Origin of the sequence: Nonomuraea sp. C10 (assembly GCF_008017515.1) — a bacterium.
Taxonomy (GTDB): domain Bacteria; phylum Actinomycetota; class Actinomycetes; order Streptosporangiales; family Streptosporangiaceae; genus Nonomuraea; species Nonomuraea ferruginea.
Genome location: NZ_VPFF01000001.1, coordinates 6043372 through 6062118 on the forward strand (window position 1 = coordinate 6043372; position 18747 = coordinate 6062118).

At 69.3% G+C, this 18747-nt stretch carries 17 protein-coding genes; 7 read left to right on the forward strand and 10 right to left on the reverse strand.

The genetic code is table 11. From position 1 onward, the window contains the following. Positions 1-236: 236 nt before the first annotated feature. The 7 genes from FR742_RS27695 to FR742_RS27725 form a co-directional block, all read right to left on the reverse strand. Positions 237-1559, reverse strand: coding sequence for an ISL3 family transposase (locus tag FR742_RS27695; protein WP_148033658.1), 1323 nt, complete (start codon positions 1557-1559; stop codon positions 237-239). A 129-nt stretch (positions 1560-1688) separates the two neighbouring features. Continuing rightward, entirely contained in the window at positions 1689-5372 is a 3684-nt protein-coding gene (locus FR742_RS27700) for a LamG-like jellyroll fold domain-containing protein (protein WP_148033659.1), read from the reverse strand. A gap of 372 nt (positions 5373-5744) precedes the next feature. Continuing rightward, entirely contained in the window at positions 5745-7280 is a 1536-nt protein-coding gene (locus FR742_RS27705; protein WP_148033660.1) for an AAA family ATPase, read from the reverse strand. A gap of 256 nt (positions 7281-7536) precedes the next feature. Further along, entirely contained in the window at positions 7537-8013 is a 477-nt protein-coding gene (locus FR742_RS27710) for a hypothetical protein (protein WP_148033661.1), read from the reverse strand. A 215-nt stretch (positions 8014-8228) separates the two neighbouring features. Further along, complete coding sequence (locus tag FR742_RS27715; protein WP_148033662.1) at positions 8229-8969, reverse strand: hypothetical protein; 741 nt, start codon at positions 8967-8969, stop codon at positions 8229-8231. Positions 8970-9143: 174 nt separating this feature from the next. Continuing rightward, on the reverse strand, positions 9144-10040 hold the full coding sequence (locus FR742_RS27720) for a hypothetical protein (protein WP_148033663.1): 897 nt from the start codon (positions 10038-10040) through the stop codon (positions 9144-9146). Continuing rightward, positions 10037-10570 carry an RNA polymerase sigma factor gene (locus tag FR742_RS27725; RefSeq protein WP_148033664.1) on the reverse strand — a complete coding sequence of 178 codons (534 nt, stop codon included), beginning with the start codon at positions 10568-10570 and terminating at the stop codon, positions 10037-10039. The genes FR742_RS27720 and FR742_RS27725 overlap by 4 nt, the downstream gene beginning before the upstream one ends. 168 nt (positions 10571-10738) lie before the next feature. Here FR742_RS27725 and FR742_RS27730 point away from each other — a divergent pair, with 168 nt between their 5' ends. Further along, the gene (locus tag FR742_RS27730) at positions 10739-11587 is read left to right on the forward strand and encodes a LysR family transcriptional regulator (protein WP_148033665.1); all 849 of its coding nucleotides are present in this window, start codon (positions 10739-10741) and stop codon (positions 11585-11587) included. A 16-nt stretch (positions 11588-11603) separates the two neighbouring features. Beyond that, the gene (locus tag FR742_RS27735; RefSeq protein WP_148033666.1) at positions 11604-12245 is read left to right on the forward strand and encodes a MerR family transcriptional regulator; all 642 of its coding nucleotides are present in this window, start codon (positions 11604-11606) and stop codon (positions 12243-12245) included. Here FR742_RS27735 and FR742_RS27740 read toward each other — a convergent pair. Beyond that, positions 12233-13015 carry an SDR family NAD(P)-dependent oxidoreductase gene (locus FR742_RS27740; RefSeq protein WP_148033667.1) on the reverse strand — a complete coding sequence of 261 codons (783 nt, stop codon included), beginning with the start codon at positions 13013-13015 and terminating at the stop codon, positions 12233-12235. The two genes, FR742_RS27735 and FR742_RS27740, sit on opposite strands and share 13 nt — an antisense overlap. A 100-nt stretch (positions 13016-13115) precedes the next feature. Here FR742_RS27740 and FR742_RS27745 point away from each other — a divergent pair, with 100 nt between their 5' ends. Both FR742_RS27745 and FR742_RS27750 read left to right on the forward strand, forming a co-directional pair. Next, entirely contained in the window at positions 13116-13595 is a 480-nt protein-coding gene (locus FR742_RS27745) for a MarR family winged helix-turn-helix transcriptional regulator (RefSeq protein ID WP_148033668.1), read from the forward strand. A gap of 36 nt (positions 13596-13631) precedes the next feature. Continuing rightward, positions 13632-14504: an alpha/beta hydrolase gene (locus FR742_RS27750; RefSeq protein WP_148033669.1), complete on the forward strand. Its 873-nt coding sequence runs from the start codon at positions 13632-13634 to the stop codon at positions 14502-14504. On the opposite strand, the gene FR742_RS27755 is transcribed toward FR742_RS27750, so the two are convergent. Further along, positions 14490-14984 (reverse strand): NUDIX hydrolase, encoded by a 495-nt coding sequence (locus FR742_RS27755; RefSeq protein ID WP_148033670.1) that lies wholly within the window; start codon positions 14982-14984, stop codon positions 14490-14492. The genes FR742_RS27750 and FR742_RS27755 overlap by 15 nt on opposite strands. Positions 14985-15109: 125 nt before the next feature. Here FR742_RS27755 and FR742_RS27760 point away from each other — a divergent pair, with 125 nt between their 5' ends. Next, entirely contained in the window at positions 15110-16231 is a 1122-nt protein-coding gene (locus FR742_RS27760) for an RNA-guided endonuclease TnpB family protein (RefSeq protein WP_148033671.1), read from the forward strand. Between the two features lie 55 nt (positions 16232-16286). Here the strand turns inward: FR742_RS27760 and FR742_RS27765 are convergent, their stop codons facing one another. Next, positions 16287-16964, reverse strand: coding sequence for a ThuA domain-containing protein (locus FR742_RS27765; protein WP_148033672.1), 678 nt, complete (start codon positions 16962-16964; stop codon positions 16287-16289). A gap of 105 nt (positions 16965-17069) precedes the next feature. Here FR742_RS27765 and FR742_RS27770 point away from each other — a divergent pair, with 105 nt between their 5' ends. Both FR742_RS27770 and FR742_RS27775 read left to right on the forward strand, forming a co-directional pair. Next, on the forward strand, positions 17070-17948 hold the full coding sequence (locus FR742_RS27770; RefSeq protein ID WP_261808772.1) for an RNA polymerase sigma-70 factor: 879 nt from the start codon (positions 17070-17072) through the stop codon (positions 17946-17948). A 27-nt stretch (positions 17949-17975) separates the two neighbouring features. Further along, a complete protein-coding gene (locus FR742_RS27775; RefSeq protein WP_148033673.1) occupies positions 17976-18737 on the forward strand; it encodes an SDR family NAD(P)-dependent oxidoreductase in 762 nt (253 codons plus the stop codon). The last annotated feature ends 10 nt before the right edge of the window (positions 18738-18747 follow it).

Consider the following 18747-nt stretch of genomic DNA (forward strand, 5'->3'; position numbering starts at 1 on the left):
CCAGCATGAGTAGGGTCGGTGTCAGCGGTCAGGTCAGAACTGCGTGTCTCGCTAGTGACCGGGCTTTTCAGCGGAGAGATGCTGATCGTCGCATCCTGCGGGCAGGCACCGGGCGCGCAGATTGGCGTCCCGAGCTTGAGGACACCTTCCGTGATCGCGGTGCCGTCCGGTAGCTCATCAAGTTTGACCTTGACGACCGTGGCGGTCTTGTCGGTCCCTATACCGGCTCTTCGAAGTTAAGCGGGGTTGAGGCAGCCGCGGCTTTTTCGTGTGGTGGCGCAGCGAGTGCGCAGTCGTTGTGATTCGGGGTTGCGGAAACCGTAGGCGTCACGGGCGACGGTCTTGATCACGCGGTTGGTCCCCTCGGAGCCCGCGTTGGTGATGCCGGTCCGGATGAAGGCGAGGATCTGTGGCCACCAGGTCTCAATGGTGCTCGCCAGCCGTTCGAGTTCGGGCAGGCCGGAGGCTGCGCACCGATCGTAGAAACGGAACAGCCGGTCGGCGATCACGGTCCGGTCGGGGTGGGCGCGCGCCAGCGCGAGCACATCCAGCAGATCTTCCTTGGCATTCCACGCAGCCAGAATCGGCGCTCCGAGCCGTCTGGGCAGGGCCATCAGATCGTCCAGCATCGGGTCGAGCTGCGAGCCGTGCATCCGGGCGGCCGAGCGCGTCAGCCGGTTGCGTAGCTCCCACTCCCGGTTGCCCTTACGGCCACGCCGCCCGCGCACCTGCACGGTCAGGCGCCGCCGGACCTCGGTGACAGCGGCGTTGGCCAACTGCACCACATGGAAGTGATCGACGACCAGGACCGCGTGCGGCAGCGCGGCCCGCACGGCCGCCTTGAAGATCGTGCACATGTCGATCGCGACGTGCGCCACCTGCTCCTTCCACTCCTGGCCACGTGCCTCCAGCCAGTCGACGACCGCCTGCGTGGTGCGGCCCTCGACCTGGCCGAGCAGGCCCTGACCGTGGGACAGGTCCACGAACCCGACATGCCAGCGGTCCACCACCGCCTTCCACGCCTGCGCCGCCTCGTCATAGACCCAGCGGGGACGGCCACGGCGCGTCTCATCGATCCCCAGCACGGCGACCGGCTCCGGCTCGGCCGGCAGCACCCGCCCGGCATGGACGGTGAACGCCGCCGAGGCCACCGGCCAGGACACCCTGTGATCCCGTGCCGACTGCACGATCGTGCGACCGCCGTCGGCCACCGCCGCACCACTGGACCGGCGTAACCGCTGGGTCAGCCTCGCCCGTGCCGGGATCTGCGGCACCTGCTCGGTGAACGTCTTGCGCGGACAGTCAGCCGAACAGATCCAGCGCCTCTTGCGCCACAGCAGCTGGCAGTGGCGGCCGGCGATCGGCAGATCGCGCGGCTGGGTGGTCACCCACTCCTTCATCCGGGTGGCCATCACCCCGCAGCCGGGGCACACCCGCGCCCGCTCGTCCATCGTCGCCAACCAGACGATCGGCCCCTCACCAGCGTGTTCATCTCTTGCGATGACCTCGACGACGGCCAGGCCATCCAGGCCCAGCAACCGCGTCGTATCGTTGACCATGCTCGCGGCTCTTCTGTTGTGATCTTCTGCGTAGACAACAGAAATGATCGACGAGAGCCGCGAGCTCCCTCAAGAGGCGATCTCACCCCAGCCACGCGACCGGGGGCGGCAGGCAGACCTCAACCCCGATCAAGTTCGAAGAGCCCCTATACCGCCGATCTGCAGTGAAGTGGAGTCCTGAACCGTGCACGCCGACCCGTTGCACGCGGCAGGATCCACCTTGACGGTTTTGATCACCAGGCTTTCTTTACCCACCGTGACGCGGTGAGGATCTGCTACCGGATCGTCCGGTGGCGTGCCAGGCGTGGTGAACTCAGCGGCAGCGGTCTTCGACGTGCAGACCTCTCCTCCTGTTTCATCAGTCGTGACAGCCACCGCACCGGCGGTCGTTTCTTGCGTACTGGCCAGGGTGGCCTCCCCGCCTAACGGCGTGTTCATATCGGTGGTGATTTCGGCAGCCGTCTGCGCGCGGTTGTAGACGCGGACTTCGTCGATGACGCCGTCGAAGAACTCGCCGTAGATGGTGTTCCCGCCGATGTGGAAGTTGCCGCCGTCGTCCTGAATGGTTCCGGAGACGGGTTGGTCACCGATTTGATTGCCGTTGAGGTAGAGGCGTGCTCTGCTGCCGTTGTAGGTGACGGCGAGGTGGCTCCAGGTGTTCACGCGGAGCGGGCTGGTGCCAGCCACCTCCTTGGACTGGCCCTGGGTTGTCAACCAGCCGAGAGGAGTTGCGCCGTCGGAGGCGTACAGGGCGTAGGAGAGGTCGTCGAGTGTCTCGTAATCCTTGCCCATGACGGCGTACCAGTCGTCCACGCTGGACGGCTTAACCCAGGCCGAGAGCGTCATGTTGGAGCCGAGCCGGAGCGACGCGTTGTGGTCGACGGTGACGAGGCCGAAGAGACCGTCGAAGGACAGGCCCTTGCCGTACTTGCCGGTGACCCACGAGGTGTCGGTGGCGGTGCCGTGGTTGGTGCCCGTCACGTCGTTGACGGTGGCGCCGCTGCCTTCATTCATTCCGTAGGCGGCGACCAGACCCGACGGTGTGGGCGTCGGAGTCGGTGTCGGCGTGGGATCGGGAGTGGGCGTCGGATCCGGAGTAGGCGTGGGATCCGGAGTAGGTGTCGGGTCGGGGTCTGGATCGGGTCCCGGGTCCTCGGTTTGGGGGGCGGTGACGCAGGCGGTCATCTGCCACTTGTAGGTGCTGCCCGGCTGCACCGTATTGGCCGGAACTTGGAAAGAGGCACGTTCGCCGCCGTTGACCGTACGACTGCCCAGGGGCGAGGAGCCGACGGGAGCGCCGGTGCTGTCGTACAGGTAGTACTTTGCCGTAACGGGGCCACCGGAGGGCCTGTTGACCATGCCCGAGAGGATCGGCTGGGTCGGGTCTGCCATGCCGGTCTCAGTGTCCGACGGGAGCACAGGAGCGTCACTGGTGATCCGGTACGCGGGGCTCTCGTTGCACGAGGGCGGGTTGATGCCGGCCCGGCAGGCCTTGACCACGAACTTGAAGCTGGCCGGGTTGTCCAGCGTGAAGACCTTGTCCAGCGCCTGCCCGGACGGGATGTTGTTGTGCGAGGTGGTGCCGGGCACGCCGACCAGGGCGCGGAGCTCGTTCGCGCTGAGCGCCCGCTGGTAGACGTGGATGTCGTCCAGCGACCCCTTGAGGCTTCCGCCGAGAAGACGTGAGCGGCCGATCTCGAAGGCGCCCCGGGCGTTCCAGCTGACGGTGTGGTCCCGCTCGCCGGCCAGCACGCCGTCCACGTACAGGCGGATCTTGCCTGCGTCCTTGTCGTACTGGGCGGCCACGTGCGTCCACTCGCCGATCTTGGCAAGGTGCTCCGACTGGATGACGGTCTCGTGGATGCTGTCCGGGATGTCCTGGTTGATCATGGACAGCACCCAGCGCTGATCGTACTCCGGAGCCGTGGACGTCTGGTAGGAAAGCGTGAACCCGGGCAAATGGGTGCCCATCTGGGACAGCACGTTCTGCTCTTGCGTGCTGTTGTCCAGGCGCACCCAGGCGCTCGCCGTGAAGCTCTGGTTGGTGTTGATGACCGGGCCGCTGGTCGCGGCGTGGCCTCCGGTGAACGTCACCGCCTGTCCGAGCTGCCCCGGCGTGCGCGTGTGCGCGCCGCTGAGGGTGGCGTTGCGGTTGTTGCCGGAGGAGTCGGTCAAGGCCGTGCCGGAAGCCTCGTCGAGTTTCCAGTACGCGGCCTCACCCGCGGGCAGTTCGGCGGCCGGCGGGGCCATGGTGGAGTCGTTGACCGTCACCGTGTAGTTCAGCGGCGTCGCCTCGGGCACGCTGGACTTGTAGGTCACCTTGACGTTGGTGCTGCGGGCGATCGCGTCGTTGCCGTCCATCGAGTCGATCGACTCGGCGGTCACGGTGGGGATCGCCGGCGGCAGCACCCAGTCCACGCTCAGCTTCGGCAGCACGCCCTGATTGAAGAACTGCGGCCAGAACAGGAAGTCCTCGCTGTAGTTGGGCGGGGTCGAGCCCTCCTGGGTCAGTTTGAGCAGCAGACCGTGGTTGGGCGTGCCGGTGGCCCACAACCGCGTCATCGCGGTCACGTTCCAGCTCCAGATCGCGCCGCTGGTGCCGGGCAGCGCGCAGGGGTCGATCGAGGCGCGGCCTTCTTCTGTACTGGTGGGCTGGTTACTCCAGTAAGTGTCGTCGGCCACCCAGGACCTGGTGATCCGCTGGGCCGCGATGCCCTGGAACTCGCTGCAGTTGTACACGTCCTCACGCAGCTGCAGCTGCATGGTGGCGTTGGTCACCTGCTTCCCGGCGATCGGGGCGGTGTCGAACGCCATCAGGGTGCGGGTGGCCTCCTCGGTGTAGGTGCACGTACCGCCGGAGCAGCCAGTGGCGTAATTGGACCGGCCCACCGAGCCCGGCGACCGCTGCCCGTTCGGGGACACGATGCCGGTCTCTTGGGTGATCCCCAGTGTGGTGGTGGGATCGACGGTGACCGGATACTGCGTCGCGGGGTCGGCCAGCCAGGCCGCGTCCGGCTTCAGCACCAGCGTGGTGGTGCCGTCCTTGGACTCCACGCTGGTCTCGATCTTCTTCTGCCGGCCCGGCTTGGCCGCAGTGGGCTCGTCAGCGGCGGCGTCCCACATCAACGGCGCCGGGGCCGAGGCCGCCTTCTTTCCGTTGTCGCCCTTCAGCTTGAGCCCGCCGGCCTTGGTCAGCGAGAGCTCGAGTCCCTTGGCCTGCACCGGGATGCGGAACTCCACCGCGTCGGCGGGGCGCTCACGGAGCACGATGTCGTGCCGGAATCCGGTCGGGAGCGCCGTCACGACCAGGTCCCCCGACGGGCCTGCGACGCCCGGATAGGTCGCGACGTTGCCCTTGATGGTCGGCTTGGGCAGTGACGTGGGCCAGGACAGACCGAACGAGCGGTCCCTGCTGAGGATCATGGTCGCGAACGGGCCGGACCCGCCCGTGGACAGGCGCACTCTGGCCTTGGCCAGCTTGGGCCTGAGCACGCCGTTCTGCTCGACCAGGGACGGGTCGATCCAGGCCCACGAGCCGTCGCCCTGCCTGAGTTGGGTGGGGCCGGAGTAGGACTCGGTGGTCAGGTGACCGTCTGGGTACGCCCACGTCCGGGAGGTCTCGGTGAAGGCATCCTCGACGGCGACGGACTTGTTGTCCTTGCGCGCCTGCTCCACCGCGGCGCGCAGGGCCGCGTCCGGGTCCTCGGGACGCGGGAACGTGGTGACCGCGGGGCCTGTTGCCTTCGCGCTCTGTGGCTCGGGGTCGGCCACGGCCTGTCTGATCGGGCCTGCGACCAGCAACGATGCTGCCACCGTGAGCACCGTTGCGGCCGCGAGCCTTCGTTTGGGTTTGCTGATGATGCGGGGTCTGTTGCCTAACTCGTTCACAAACAACCTCAATCGGGAGTGAGTTTGGCTTGTCGACCGTGATCATCAGACGGAACAATACCATGATCAATATGACATGGATCACAAATAATATTGATATAAAACCTGTAACCCTCTTGGGGTCTCGAACGAAACCCAACGGGCAAGATTTTCTGAGTAATCGGTAATTCGGATTTCCTTATCCAGATTGCCCTCAGCGTGTAGTCATACAGCCGCGATCAGTGGTGAATAAATCCACCCAGACACCGCATCGGTTGTCTGTGGAGAGAGCCGGGCCCGCCTGAGCCACGTACTTCGCTATGCGCGGAGAACCGTGACCTGGCGGCCGGATGGCGTGGTCGCGAGGTCGAACGCGCCTCGTCGGTTCCACGGCGGGGCCTCGGGCCGCCGGTCGAAGATCACCAGTACGCCGGTGGTGAGGCTGAGGCGGTCCAGGTAGCCGTCGAGCTGGGCGAGCCCTTCGGCCAGCGGGTCTTCCTTGCCGGCCCTCCAGACCTTCAGCTCCAGGGCCTCCCGCTGAACCAGCCGCTCCCCATCCGGCCCGGCGTAAGGCCAGCGGACCAGCACGTCCAGACGTTTGGTGCCCGCGGCGTACTCCCGGTCGAGCTGGCCGCCGCCGTTGACCAGCCGGTGCAGATACGCCATGAGGATGATCTGACAGGCGGCTTCGTGGTAGTTCTCCTGCTGGATGAGCACCTCGCCGTGCTCGCGCCAGAACACGACGAACTCTCGCAGGAGGCGCTCCAGGTCGAAACGGCCGTCTCGCATGACGAAACTGCGCGGATCGGCCATCACGTACTGTTCCGCCGGGTCGCCCAGCACCCGCAGGACGACCTCCCGGTAGATCGGGTTCGCCACCTCCAGCGGGGGCTTCTGCTTGACCAGGCCCAGGTCGCGGACGTACGACAGCGCGTCGGAGAAGGTGGGGTCGACCTCGGGGAACGATCCGGCCACCACGGGCTCCATCACCCGCTTGACCCGGGGCTCGTGCAGCCGGGCCACCAGCGCGTCGAGATGGGTGGCGCGCGCCCTTATCAACCGCTCCTTGGCCTCGTCCACCTGCCCGGCGGTGACGGCGCCGGTCACCCCCATCTCGATGATGATCTCGTGGGCGAGGGCGTTGACCAGCCATGGCTGTCCTTGCGTCAGCTCGAAGACCCTGCCCACGGCGTCCTCGGTGAACTCCTGCCCGGTCGCCTCCGTGTGCTGACCGTACAGCTCGCCGATCTGGCCGGCGGTGAAGTCGCCCAGGCGCAGGGACTTGGTGACGATGTTGAACGGGCTGATCGGGTTCGACCGGTCGGCGTCGCCGCCGCAGGCGACCTTGTAGTCACGCACGTCGCGCAGCCCGCACAGCACCACGGACGCGGGGAACGGACGCCCTTTCGGCCGCGAGTTGTGGCCGTCACGGAGCTGACTGAGAATGCTGACCATGCTGTTGCCCTGCAGGCCGTCGATCTCGTCCATGAGCAGCACCACCCGGCGCGGGCTGCGGCGGCACCACTCGGTCAGCGCCGAATCGAACCTGGTGCCCGCCGGAGCCTGCGGGCAAGAATCCGGCGGCAGCAGCTCCTCCGGCCATCCCGACCACTCGGCGGCCTGGCGAAGGGACTTCAGCAGGATCTCCTCCGCAGCCGCGTAGTCGTCACCGGCCGACTTGGCACGCTCGCAGGAGAACATCAGGGCGGCGATGTCGCCCTCGGCGGTCAGTTCGGACGCCAGAGCTTCCAGCGCGGTCGTCTTACCGGTCTGCCGGGGCGCGTGGACCACGAAGTACCGGTCCATCTCGATCAGCGCTCGCGCCTCGGGAAGCCGCGGAGTGGGCGGCAGCATGTAGTGGAGCTGGGGGTCACATGGGCCCGCGGTATTGAAGGATCTTGTTCGGGGTGGGCGCATAGTCACATAGTGTCATCTCTCCTTGCGCTGAGTGGGGAGATCATGCGCCGATCCCTGGTTCGATGAGGGCTTCGCGTGCGCTGACCGCCCCGCCGATGGCCGTCTGGCCCGATAGACCCTCGAAACGGCGTTCGTCAAGATCGAGGGCGTCCCCGCGATGAGCAGGGACGCCCCAGTCCCGGGGACGCGGTGGTCAGTTGAAGGGGTTGTCGTACGTGATGCTGCTCCTGGTGCGCATCATGTATCCGCTGCTGCTGAACCAGCCTCCGGTCACGTCGAAGCGGACGTTGCTCACGGTGCCGCCGAACTGCACCTCGGCGTTGTACAGGAAGACCCGCTGGCACCCGGGAGCGGTCGTGGTGCCGGACTCCACGGGCCATGTCGAGTTCGCGCCGTTGACGATGATCTGGAAGTAGGGCGCGGGGTAGGCGCTCTGCCAGCACAGGCGCAGCGCGTAGCGGTACTTCGTGTTCCCGTCGTCGAACGCCACCGTGCCGTCCAGCAGGGCCAGCGCCCCGTAGCCGCCGGTCGCGTTGAGCTGCACGTAGACGGGCTGGTCCGGGCCGTATGCCGCGTGTGCGGGGCTGATCGGCAGGAGTGCGACGGCCAGGGCCGCGAGGGCGGCGGCGATCGACGCCGCCAGGCGACGTCCTTTCGAGCGTACGGTCAATTCACACCTCTCCGTTTCGGAAGTGCCAGGTGCCCGGAGATTAGGAGGGCGTCGCAGGCCGGTCCAGCACGGCGCGTCGATGCGGCCGATCCGGTCAGCCGCTAAATGTCACGTCAGGGGCGCTCTCTTCATGGTCACCTGGGAAGAGAGGCGAAGCTTCTGGTCGAAACTTGCGATGCGATGATGAAAGTTTCACGGCCCTAAAGCAAAACGGCCTAATCACCAATCTCCGGCACCCGCTCAAGAACGTGTGCGATACGGATGACAGGCAGTTCCAGCAGGTCGAGCAACTCGTCCCGGCCGCGCAAGGTGTCGATGTACCCGTACACCTTCCCCTCCGCGGCCACCTCCCTGAGCCGTCGCAGGTCCAGCCCGATCTCGAGCAGATCGTCCGCGTCCCCTTCGGTGAACTGGCTCACCCACGTCCGATAGTCGTTCACCACGGACCGGAGACCACAGTTGTTGCCCGGGATCACCATGGTGCTGCACCCACCCCACCCGGGCCACCAGTAAACGGGATCCGGCCCTCCGGAGAGGAAGAACCTTTTCTCCTGACCATTGTCGAAGCCGCCCGGCACGACCCCCTCACGCATCGGGTAAGTGAGCTCGACCAGGACGATGACCAGCCGATCCGGGTGGACGGTCTTGGCCTGTTCTATCGCTCTCTGTTTCTCCCCGGGACGAGAATGGGTCCCACCCTGGAAGTTCTCCACGTAGGGAGTCATGGTCGTCGGCCCGATGTCAGGAAAGGTGACGTCGCCGAAGATGTTCTGCGAGAGCTTCAGTATGCGACGCCGGGAAACCCCTACCGCCGCGTCGGCGTGCGACTCCACTTCCACGGTCGTGGTCGCCGAGAAATAGCCCACCGCCATGTCGGCGTCGCCGCGGTGGTAGATCTGATGCTCCGGATACGCCACCTGAAGCGCGGTCCCCCACGTGTATCCGAGATTCGACACGATTCCGAACGACGGTTTGACGTGCAGCCAGAGCAGCAGAGCGATGAGCGACAGGAACCATCCGAGAGGGGCGAGGATCTCTTTCCTTGTGATGCCCGCCCACCTCCCATGAGGAAGACGCAGTACGCGATCGGAGACAATAGCCCGGGCAACCGATCTTGGACAACCGCGGCGCTAGCCGCTCGTCAGTTCGCGGGGCTTGGGGCCGCCGTAGAGGGGGTTGAGGGGCACGCGTTCCTCGGACACGATGAGCCGGACCACGCCGTCGGCGTGCGGTTCGGCGTCCCAGACGATCCAGTCGTCGCCGACGGGAAGCGACTGGTCGTCAGGATCGAGGCCGAATCCCTGGCCGTCCAGGTTCGGCTCGATGATCTGGTAGACCACCTGGAGACCGCGCCGCTCCGCCTCCTTCCGCACCACGCTCACAGGCCGCTCGTCCACCCGGAAGCCGCTCAGCATCCCGCCCGCCTTGGTGGCGGTGCCGTGCGACTTGTACACCTCACCGGGCTTGGCCGCCCGGCCGAGCCTGATGTAGGCGCGGCCGCTCAGGTTCTCGTCCACCTTGATGACCAGATGGCAGCCTTCCTCGCCGATCAGGCAGCCGTCCGGCTCGATGCCGGTGACCAGGGTGTTGGGACCTCCCGACGTCATTCCGGACCTTCCCCCACCGAGGTGATGGCCCACGTGGTCGGGTGCGGCCGGCACGATCTCCAGCGTCACGTCGACCCCCACCGCGCGGAACGCCTCCTCGTACAGGGCCCAATCGGCGTGCGGGTCCTTCACCCTGGCCACCCAGAGGCCGTCCCGCAGCTCGATGTGCATCGCCGCGTTGGCGTACGAGGTCGCGCCGTGCGGGCCGGCCACCAGGGTGGGGCCGACCACGAGGGCCGACGTGAACGCGGCGGCGACCGCGAGCCCGAGGACCAGGCGGCGCCTCGGCCGGCGCGTCCTCGCCGGGGACGGAGACTCGGCGGTGAGGATCGCGTCGAAGAGGGCTCGGGCCGCCGGCCCGGTGGATCGGCCCGCCAGGTCCTCGTCACGGACGCGGGCGAGCCCTTGCAGTTCGTTCATGTCGGCTCCACGGCGAATCGGTTGGCGGTGATTCCGTCGTCTTCCAGCGCTTGGGAAAGGCGCTTGCGTGCCCGGTGCAGGCGGATCCGGACGGCGTTGCGGGAGATGTCCAGGACGGTGGCGATCTGGCCGTGGTCCAGCCCTTCCCAGGCGACCAGCGCCAGCAGTTCACGGTCGGCGTCGGGCAGGCCGGCGAACGCCCGCGCGATCACGTCCCGTTCGGCGGCGCCCTCCGGTGAGCGGGTGTAGACGTCGGCGATGTCGGCGGTCAGCGTCGCCAGTCGCGACTGCCGGTGCGCCTGGCCCCGGCGGTGGTTGGCGAGCACGTTCCTGGCGACCCCGTACAGCCACAACCTGGCCTCGTCGCCGCGCGGCAGGGAGTCGACGCGCCGCCAGGCGGTGGCGAACGTCTCGGCCACCACGTCGGCGGCGTCCTCGGGAGTGGCGCAGCGCCGTACGGCGTAGCCGAGTATCTGCTCGTAGGTCTGCTGGTACACGGCCTCGAACCGGCGCCTCCGGTCGTCATCCACGGGCGGTCCCCATGGTCGGCCCCCTCATCTCCAGGAATTGTCAGGACATCCCCTACATGTCGGCGAGCGAGGCACCATTTCACCCTTCCGCAATCGACTCCGGGTCTTCACACCCGCTGCCGGGTTCTGTAAGACAGAGGTGCGATCATCTGACTGGCGAGGTGTCCGATGGATCTGCGGCACATCAGGTACGCGATCACGATCGCCCGCGCCGGGAGTCTGCGCCGGGCCGCGGCCGTCCTGCACATCGCCCAGCCCACGCTGTCGGAGCAGCTCAGGGCGCTGGAGAAGGAGATCGGGGTGGAGCTGTTCACCCGGTCCTCCAGCGGGGTCCGGCTCACCGCGGCCGGGGAGGCGTTCCTGGCGCAGGCGACGGTGGCGGTGGCGGCGTTCGAGCGGGCGGTGGCGGCCGCGCGGCGCACGGATCAGTGCACCCGGCTGGGGGTGGCGGACGGGCTGGGCGACGTGGTGGCGCGGCTGCTGTCGCCGCTGCCGGACGCGCCGCTGCGGGTCGCGCCGATGGGCACGGCGGAGCAGCTCGTCTCGCTGATGGATGGAACGCTTCAGGCGGGGCTCGGGTACGCGCCGGGCTCGCTGCCGCGTGGGGTGGCGCGCATGCTCGTGCATCGCTCCCCCGTGCGCGCCCTGCTTCCCCGCGACCATCGGCTCGCGTCGCGTGGGCGGCTGCCGCTGGCCGCGCTGGCGGCGGAGCCGCTGGTGATGCCGGAGTCGGAGGCGGTGGCGGGGGCGCGGCGGTTCCTGGAGGCGTTCGTGCGGCACCGGCTGCATCCCCGGCTGGGAGCTTCGGGTTCGACGCACGAGCTGGTGATCGCCATGGTGGCCGACGGCGCCGGATACACGTTGTGTGTGCGGGAAGGGACGCCGGTGCCGGAGTCGCTGGCGTTCGTGCCGATCGCGGAGGATGTACCGCCGATCGAGATCGTGCTGTTGTGGAACCGGCAGGCCGAGGTGCACGATCTACTGGGAGCGGCCCGGCATCTGGCACGGCATGGATAGTGCTACTATCCAACAGATGCGGATGTCCGAGCTGAGCGCCAGGTCCGGCGTCGCCATACCCACGATCAAGTACTACCTGCGCGAGGGGCTGCTCCACCAGGGCGAGCAGGTGGCCGCCACCCGCGCCGAATACGACGAGTCCCACCTGCGCAGGCTCCGCCTGATCAGGGCCATGGTGGAGGTCGGCAGGCTGCCGATCGCGGCCGTCAAGAAGGTGGTGGCCGCGATCGAGGACGAGTCGCTGCCCTTCCACCACATGCTGGGCACCGCCCACTACGCGCTGAGCCCTCAGGTCGAGCCGGAGCCGACGCCCGAGTGGGAGGCCGCGAAGGCCGAGGTGGACGCGCTCATCGCCGACCTCGGCTGGCAGGTGAACGCCGAGGCCCCGGGCAGGAACGAACTGACCCAGACCATGGCCAGGATGCGCCGGCTCGGCATGGGCGACGACATCCGCAGGTACGCCGAGATGGCGGAGCGGCTGGTGCGGGAGGTGGAGCTCGACGCCATCCCGGCGAGCGACGACCGTGACACCGCCGTCGAGGCGCTGGTGCTCGGCACGGTCCTGTACGGGCGGGCACTGGAGGCGCTGCGCCGCCTCGCACAGGAGTCGGAGTCGGCCCGCCGCTTCACGCCCGAGGGGCCCGATCAGCCCACGTGAGGCGCGCGGGCGGCCGACGACCCCTCGCGGACCAGCTCGCCCGTCAGGTTGCCGTTGGCCGCCGAGCCGAGGAAGACCACGAGCCTGGCCACGTCCTCCGGATCCGACAGCCGCCGCGTCGGCACGCCGGCCGCCAGCTCGTCGATGATCTTCCGGGGGAATCCGGAAGCCTTCTCGGTCAGCGTGAAGCCGGGCGCGACCACGTTGACCAGGATGCCGTCGCGCCCGCCCTCCCACGCCAGCGCGCGGGCCATCCCGTGCAGCCCCGCCTTGGCGGTCCCGTACGGACCGGGACCGGGCAGGCCCTCCTCCGCGACACCCGAGGAGATCAGCACGATCCGCCCCCAGCCGCGGGCGCGCATGCCGGGCAGCACGCCCCGCACGGCGGCCGCGGCGCCCACCAGGTTGGCGCCGACCATGGCCAGCCACTCCTCGACCGGCACGTCCTCGAACCGGACCGTCGGGTCGGGCGCGTCGCCGCCCCAGCGGACGGCGTTGGCCACGAGCACGTCCACCCGCCCCCAGCGCGCCAGCACGGCGTCCACGGCGCGCCGCGCCGACGGCAGGTCCTCCAGGTCCATCGGGGTGACGAACGGCTCGCCGCCCGCCTCCGTGATCGCCGCCGCGACCGCGCGGGCCGCCTCTTCCCCCTTCCGGTACGTGATCGCGACCTTCGCGCCTTCACGGGCGAAGGCCACGGCGGTGGCGGCGCCGATGCCGGACGACCCTCCGGTCACCAGGACGACGCGCTCTCGCAGGCCGGTGTCCATGCCTGCTCCTCTCGTTCGGACCGATTCGTTGGCGTACGAGATAGATGCAATCATAAATCGTCTCAAAGGCAAATTATTTGCCGCTGATACGCTTTGCGGTATGTGTGGTCAGATGGGCAGCCCGCTCCGGCGAGACCTGCACTGGCTGGCCGCCCGGCTCAAGATCGGCCTGCACGGCATCGAGGAGCGGATCGCCGCCCGCCACGGCATGAGCCTGTGGGGCTACACGGTCCTGGTCGAGGTCGTGAGCGGCCCGGCGCGCACCCAGCTCGCGCTGGCCGCCGCCGTGCCGGTGGACAAGACGAAGCTGGTGGCCATCCTGGACGAGCTGGAGTCGTCGGGCCTGGTGCGCCGCCGCCCCGACCCGCGCGACCGGCGGGCGCGGCTGGTCGACCCGACCGACGCCGGCCGCGAGGCCTGCGAGGCCGCCTCCGCCGAGATCAGGGCGGTCGAGGACGACCTGCTCTCCGACCTCGAACCCGGCGAGCGCGAGCGGTTCGTCGACGCGCTCCAGCGCATCGTGCTGACCCGGCTGGAGGACGCGTCCGGCCACGTGCCGGGTGGGCAGGGCTGTCCCTGACGCATCCCGGGCCCGCCGCCGGGTAGAGCGGGCCGGATGTTCGACGGATTCGCGGAGAGCCGCGTGGACACCGGCGAGGCGGAGCTGTACGTCAGGCACGGCGGCGACGGGCCGCCGCTGCTGCTCCTGCACGGCCACCCCAGGACGCACGCCACCTGGCACCGGACGGCTCCCCTGCTCGCCGCCCGCCACACGGTGGTCTGTCCTGATCTGCGGGGGTACGGGCGCTCGTCCAAGCCGCAGACCACCCCCGGCCACGAGCCCTACTCCAAGCGCGCCATGGCACGGGACCTGGTCGCCCTCATGCGCGCGCTGGGCCACGACCGGTTCGCCGTGGCCGGCCACGACCGGGGCGCCTACGTGGCGCACCGGCTGGCCGCCGACCACCCGGACGCGGTGACGCACCTGGTGATCATGGACGCGGTCCCCATCGGCGAGGCGCTGGCCCGCTACGACGCGGAGTTCGCGGCGCGCTGGTGGCACTGGTTCTTCCTCGGTCAGACGGCCAAGCCCGCCGAGCGGGTGATCAACGCCGACCCGGACGCGTGGTACGGCTCCGGTCCCGAGCAGATGGGCGAGGAGGCGTACGAGGACTATCGCCGCGCCATCCACGACCCCGCGACCGTGCACGCGATGTGTGAGGACTACCGGGCCGGGCTCGGCCCGGACCGCGCCGCCGACGACGCCGACCGGGCGGCGGGCCGCAGGATCGGCTGCCCGGTGCTGGTGCTCTGGGCGACCCGCGACGACATGGAGGAGTTGTACGGCGACCCGGTCGGGGTGTGGCGCTCGTGGGCGGACGACGTGCGGGGCCACGCCGTGGAGGGCGGGCACCACCTGGCCGAGGACGCGCCCGCCGAGCTGGCGGCGGCCCTCGCGGGCTTCCTGAAGGAGTCAGCGGCGGGCTAGGGCGAGATAGCGGGTGAAGGCGTCCTGGCCGTCGGGGGTGAACGGCCAGCGCCAGACGGCCAGCCGCAGCTCGCCCTCGCTCATCCACCCGTGCCACGGCACCCGCTCGGGGTCGGGCCGCGGCTCCCCCGCCAGGACGGCCTCGTGCACCCCCAGCCAGTAGGAGCCGGACACGCCCCGGCACAGGAACCTGACCACGGGCCGCACCGGCACCCGCGCGCCCAGCTGCTCGGCCAGCCCGCGGGCCGCCGCCTGCTCGTAGGACTCCCCTGGGGTGACGGCCCCGCCCACCGTCACGTCGTAGTAGCCGGGGAAGCGGTCGGCACGGTCGGAGCGCCGGAAGACGAGGATCCGGCCCTCCTCGTCACGGCAGATCGAGGTGGCGACGCGGTGCAGCCAGCCCCGCCTGGCGGCCTCCGCGCGGTCGGCCACGCCGAGCACATCGTCCTGTTCGTCGACGCGTTCCACGAGTTGGTTCACCCGCCCACGATCGCAGGCGGGTGTGACGTTTTCAGCAGACTCTCGCCAGGAGCCCCGGGCTTCAGCCCTGGGGAGGAATGGCGTTCGGGCAGTGATCATCGATCTCCGAAGGTAAAGTTCACGACGTGAAGTTCGTTGTGCAGGTGCGCCTATTCCCCACACCCGCCCAGGAGGCGGCGCTGGCGGGCACGCTCGCCCTGTGCAACCAGGCCGCGAACCAGGTGTCCCGCCTCGCGTGGGACACCAAGATGTTCCGGAACTACGATTTGCGTAAGCACACCTACGGCGACCTGAAGGACATGGGCCTGTCGGCACAACCAGCCCAGCACGTCATCAAGAAGGTCGCCGACGCCTACACCACGATGTGCGCCCAGGTGAAGGCGAAGCTGCGTAAGTCACTCACCAAGCCGATCGGATTTCGGCCGGACGCGGCACAGCCGTTCGACGACCGCTGCCTGTCGTGGCAGATCGCGGGCCGGACGGTGTCCATCTGGACCAGCCATGGCCGGATGAAGGGCATCCGGTTCGGCTGCTCCGACGAACAGGCGCGACTGCTCGCCGCCTACCGGAAGGGCGAGTCCGACCTGGTCCGCCGGGACGGCATATGGCTGCTCGTCGCCACCTGCGACATCCCCGACACCGACCTGACCGAACCGGACGGGTTCATCGGCGTGGACCTCGGGATCGCCAACATCGCCACCACATCCGACGCGGTCCGCCACTCCGGCAAGGCACTGAACGCAGTCCGACGCCGCAACCGGGACCTGCGCCGTCGCCTCCAAGCCAAACAAACGAAATCCGCCAAGCGGCTGCTCAAGCGCCGCCTCCGCACGGAAGCCCGCTTCGCGCGGGACATCAACCACGTCATCTCCAAAAGCATCGTGACCGAGGCTGCACGCACCGGGCGAGGAATCGCACTCGAAGACCTGAGTGGGATCCGCGGCCGGGTACGGCTCCGCAAGCCCCAGCGGGTCACGCTGCACTCGTGGAGCTTCCACCAACTCGGGAGCTTCATCGCCTACAAGGCGGCCCGTGCCGGGGTCGCCCTGCTTCACGTGAACCCTGCCTACACCTCTCAAGGGTGCTCGGCGTGCGGGCGCGTGGACAGGCGCAACCGGCCCAGCCAGGAAACCTTCGCCTGTACGTCGTGCGGCTTCGCTGAGCACGCCGACGTCAACGCGGCCCGCAACATCGCCTCGCGCGGCGTCGTTGGCTGGGCTGCCGTCATGCAGCCGGACGCGGCCTGATCTTCCGCACCCAGCGGAGGCGAGGAGCTGCAAGCCCCTGGCTCAGCCATGGGGTTCATGACTCTCGGACCGTGACCGGCCGTTTCAGCAGCCAGAGCGCGGCACGTTGCAGCAGTGTCCGATGGACCTCGTTGTCGTAGGCGCGGGTGTCGTGGCCCAGCGCGTCGTAGAAGACCCGGCCGCGCCGGACCGGGCGGGCCCACATGAGCGGCTGGCCGTTGGACGAGGCCAGCGGCCGCACGTCGGGCAGCAGGTCGAGGTCGCTGTAGACCTCGTCCACGACGTCGAAGTCGCGCAGGCCCTCCACGACCGGGTGGCCGCCGTGGACGCGCACGCCGGTCCAGCCGAGCGGCGGGTGGTGGGACTTGGGCCAGGCCCAGCAGCCTCCCAGGACGCGCGGCCAGCCCTGCCAGTCGTCGAAGCAGATGGCCGCGGCGTGCATGCACAGCAGGCCGCCGCCCTGCTCCAGGTGGTCGAGCAGGGTGGTGCGGGCCTGGGCGGGGAGCGTGAAGCGCCACCGGTCGCGCAGATCGGCGAACCGGTCGAGGTCCATCTGCCAGCGCAGCGCGTTGACGGTGATGAGCTGGACCTCCGGCGGCTCGCTCAGCGCGCCGGCGATGTCTTCGGTGACCTCCGACTCGACCCCCACCTCCGCGAGCACCTCGGCGAGCGCCGCCGAGGTCGCGTCGAAGTCGTGGAACGGGCCTCCTGACAGGATCAGATTGCGTGCCACCCGCCAAGCTCATCACGCCCGCCCCGGGTTTTCCACCCGGTGCCCCGCCACATCCGGCTCCGCTCGCCGGCGAAGCGGATGCGCCCGGCGGAGGAGCGGCGGTCCATGACGGGTACGCTGCGCGGCATGACGGTGGACGACTTCGAGGCCTACCGTCCCATGCTGATCGGGCTGGCCTACCGCCTGCTGGGCAGCATGTGGGACGCCGAGGACGTGGTCCAGGACGCGTGGTTGCGCTGGTCGGCGACGGACCGGGAGGACGTGCGTGAGCCGCGGGCGTTCCTGATCACCGTGGTGTCGCGGCTGGCGCTCGACCAGTTGCGCTCGGCCCGGGTGAAGCGGGAGGCCTACACCGGCCCGTGGCTCCCCGAGCCGGTCGCGGACGGCGACGCCGGGCCGATGGACACGGCCGAGCTGCGCGACACGGTGTCATTCGCGACCCTGCACATGATGGAGCGCCTGTCGCCGCCCGAGCGCGCGGTGTTCGTGCTGCGGGAGGCGTTCGAGCTGCCGTACGACCAGATCCGCGAGATCATCGGCGTGTCCGTCGCGAACGCGCGCCAGCTGCACCACCGCGCCACCCGCCGGCTGGCCGAGGGGCGCGACCGGTTCCGGCCGTCGCCGGAGGAGCACGCCGAGCTGTTCAACCGGTTCATCGCGGCGGCCGCGGAAGGCGAGCTGGAAGCGCTCGCGGAGCTGCTCCACGACGACGTGGTGTTCTACGGCGACGGCGGCGGCAAGGTCCGCTCCGCGCTGCGCCCGGTGGTCGGCCGCGACAAGGTGGTGCGCTTCCTGGCCGGGCTGTGGACGCGCTACCCGTACGGCAGGGCCGCGATCGGCTCGGCCAACGGCCAGCCCGTGCTCTGGAGCCTGCTGGGCGACCACATGCAGCTGCTCGCGGTGGACGTGCGCGACGGCCGGGTCCGCACGATGTACGGAGTGCTCAATCCGGACAAACTCACCCGCGTGCGCCCGCCGATGTGAGAGTCCGTCCGGCTCTATAGTCCAGTCATGGATCTCGGTATCTCAGGCAAGGTCGCACTCGTCACGGGCGGCAGCGCGGGCATCGGGCTCGCCGCCGCCAAGAGCCTCGCGCGGGAGGGCTGTGACGTGTGCGTCGCCGCGCGCAACCCGGAACGCCTCGCCGACGCGGTGGTGGAGCTGCAGGAGTACGGCAAGGTGGTGCACGCCGTGCTCGCCGACGTGGAGGACCCGCAGTCGGCCGAGCGGCTGGTACGCGAGACGCGCGACGTCCTCGGGCCGATCGACATCCTGGTCGCCAACGCGGGCGGGCCGCCCCCGGGCCGGTTCGTGGACGTGACCGCGGCCGAATGGGACGTGGCGGTGCAGCGCAACCTGCTCGGCACCGTACGGCTGATGCGGGCCGCGCTGCCGGAGATGCGCGCCCGCGGCTGGGGCCGGATCGTCACCGTGACCAGCAGGTCGGCCAGGGAGGCCATCGACGGGCTGGCCCTGTCGAACGCCACCCGCTCGGCCGTGGCCGGCATGGTGCGCACCCTCGCCCGCGAGGTGGGCGGCGACGGCGTGCTGGTCAACAACGTGATGCCGGGGCCCATCGACACCGACCGGCTGCGTGACCTGTCCGGCGGCGTGGAAGGGCTGGCGGAGCGGGGGGCGAACGTGCCGCTGGGGCGCGTCGGCCGGGCCGAGGAGGTCGGCGACGTGGTGGCGTTCCTCGCCAGCGAGCGCGCCTCGTTCGTCAACGGGATCTCGCTGCTGGTGGACGGCGGCGAAAGCCGCGTCATCGCTTGACCCGACGGGC

Excerpts from the sequence above, each read along its gene's own strand:
- FR742_RS27695 (WP_148033658.1), bottom strand. The coding sequence starts at position 1,559 with ATGGTCAACGATACGACGCGGTTGCTGGGCCTGGATGGCCTGGCCGTC.
- FR742_RS27705 (WP_148033660.1), bottom strand. The coding sequence starts at position 7,280 with ATGCTGCCGCCCACTCCGCGGCTTCCCGAGGCGCGAGCGCTGATCGAG.
- FR742_RS27720 (WP_148033663.1), bottom strand. The coding sequence starts at position 10,040 with ATGAACGAACTGCAAGGGCTCGCCCGCGTCCGTGACGAGGACCTGGCG.
- FR742_RS27730 (WP_148033665.1), top strand. The coding sequence starts at position 10,739 with ATGGATCTGCGGCACATCAGGTACGCGATCACGATCGCCCGCGCCGGG.
- FR742_RS27735 (WP_148033666.1), top strand. The coding sequence starts at position 11,604 with ATGCGGATGTCCGAGCTGAGCGCCAGGTCCGGCGTCGCCATACCCACG.
- FR742_RS27740 (WP_148033667.1), bottom strand. The coding sequence starts at position 13,015 with ATGGACACCGGCCTGCGAGAGCGCGTCGTCCTGGTGACCGGAGGGTCG.
- FR742_RS27745 (WP_148033668.1), top strand. The coding sequence starts at position 13,116 with ATGTGTGGTCAGATGGGCAGCCCGCTCCGGCGAGACCTGCACTGGCTG.
- FR742_RS27750 (WP_148033669.1), top strand. The coding sequence starts at position 13,632 with ATGTTCGACGGATTCGCGGAGAGCCGCGTGGACACCGGCGAGGCGGAG.
- FR742_RS27770 (WP_261808772.1), top strand. The coding sequence starts at position 17,070 with ATGACGGGTACGCTGCGCGGCATGACGGTGGACGACTTCGAGGCCTAC.
- FR742_RS27775 (WP_148033673.1), top strand. The coding sequence starts at position 17,976 with ATGGATCTCGGTATCTCAGGCAAGGTCGCACTCGTCACGGGCGGCAGC.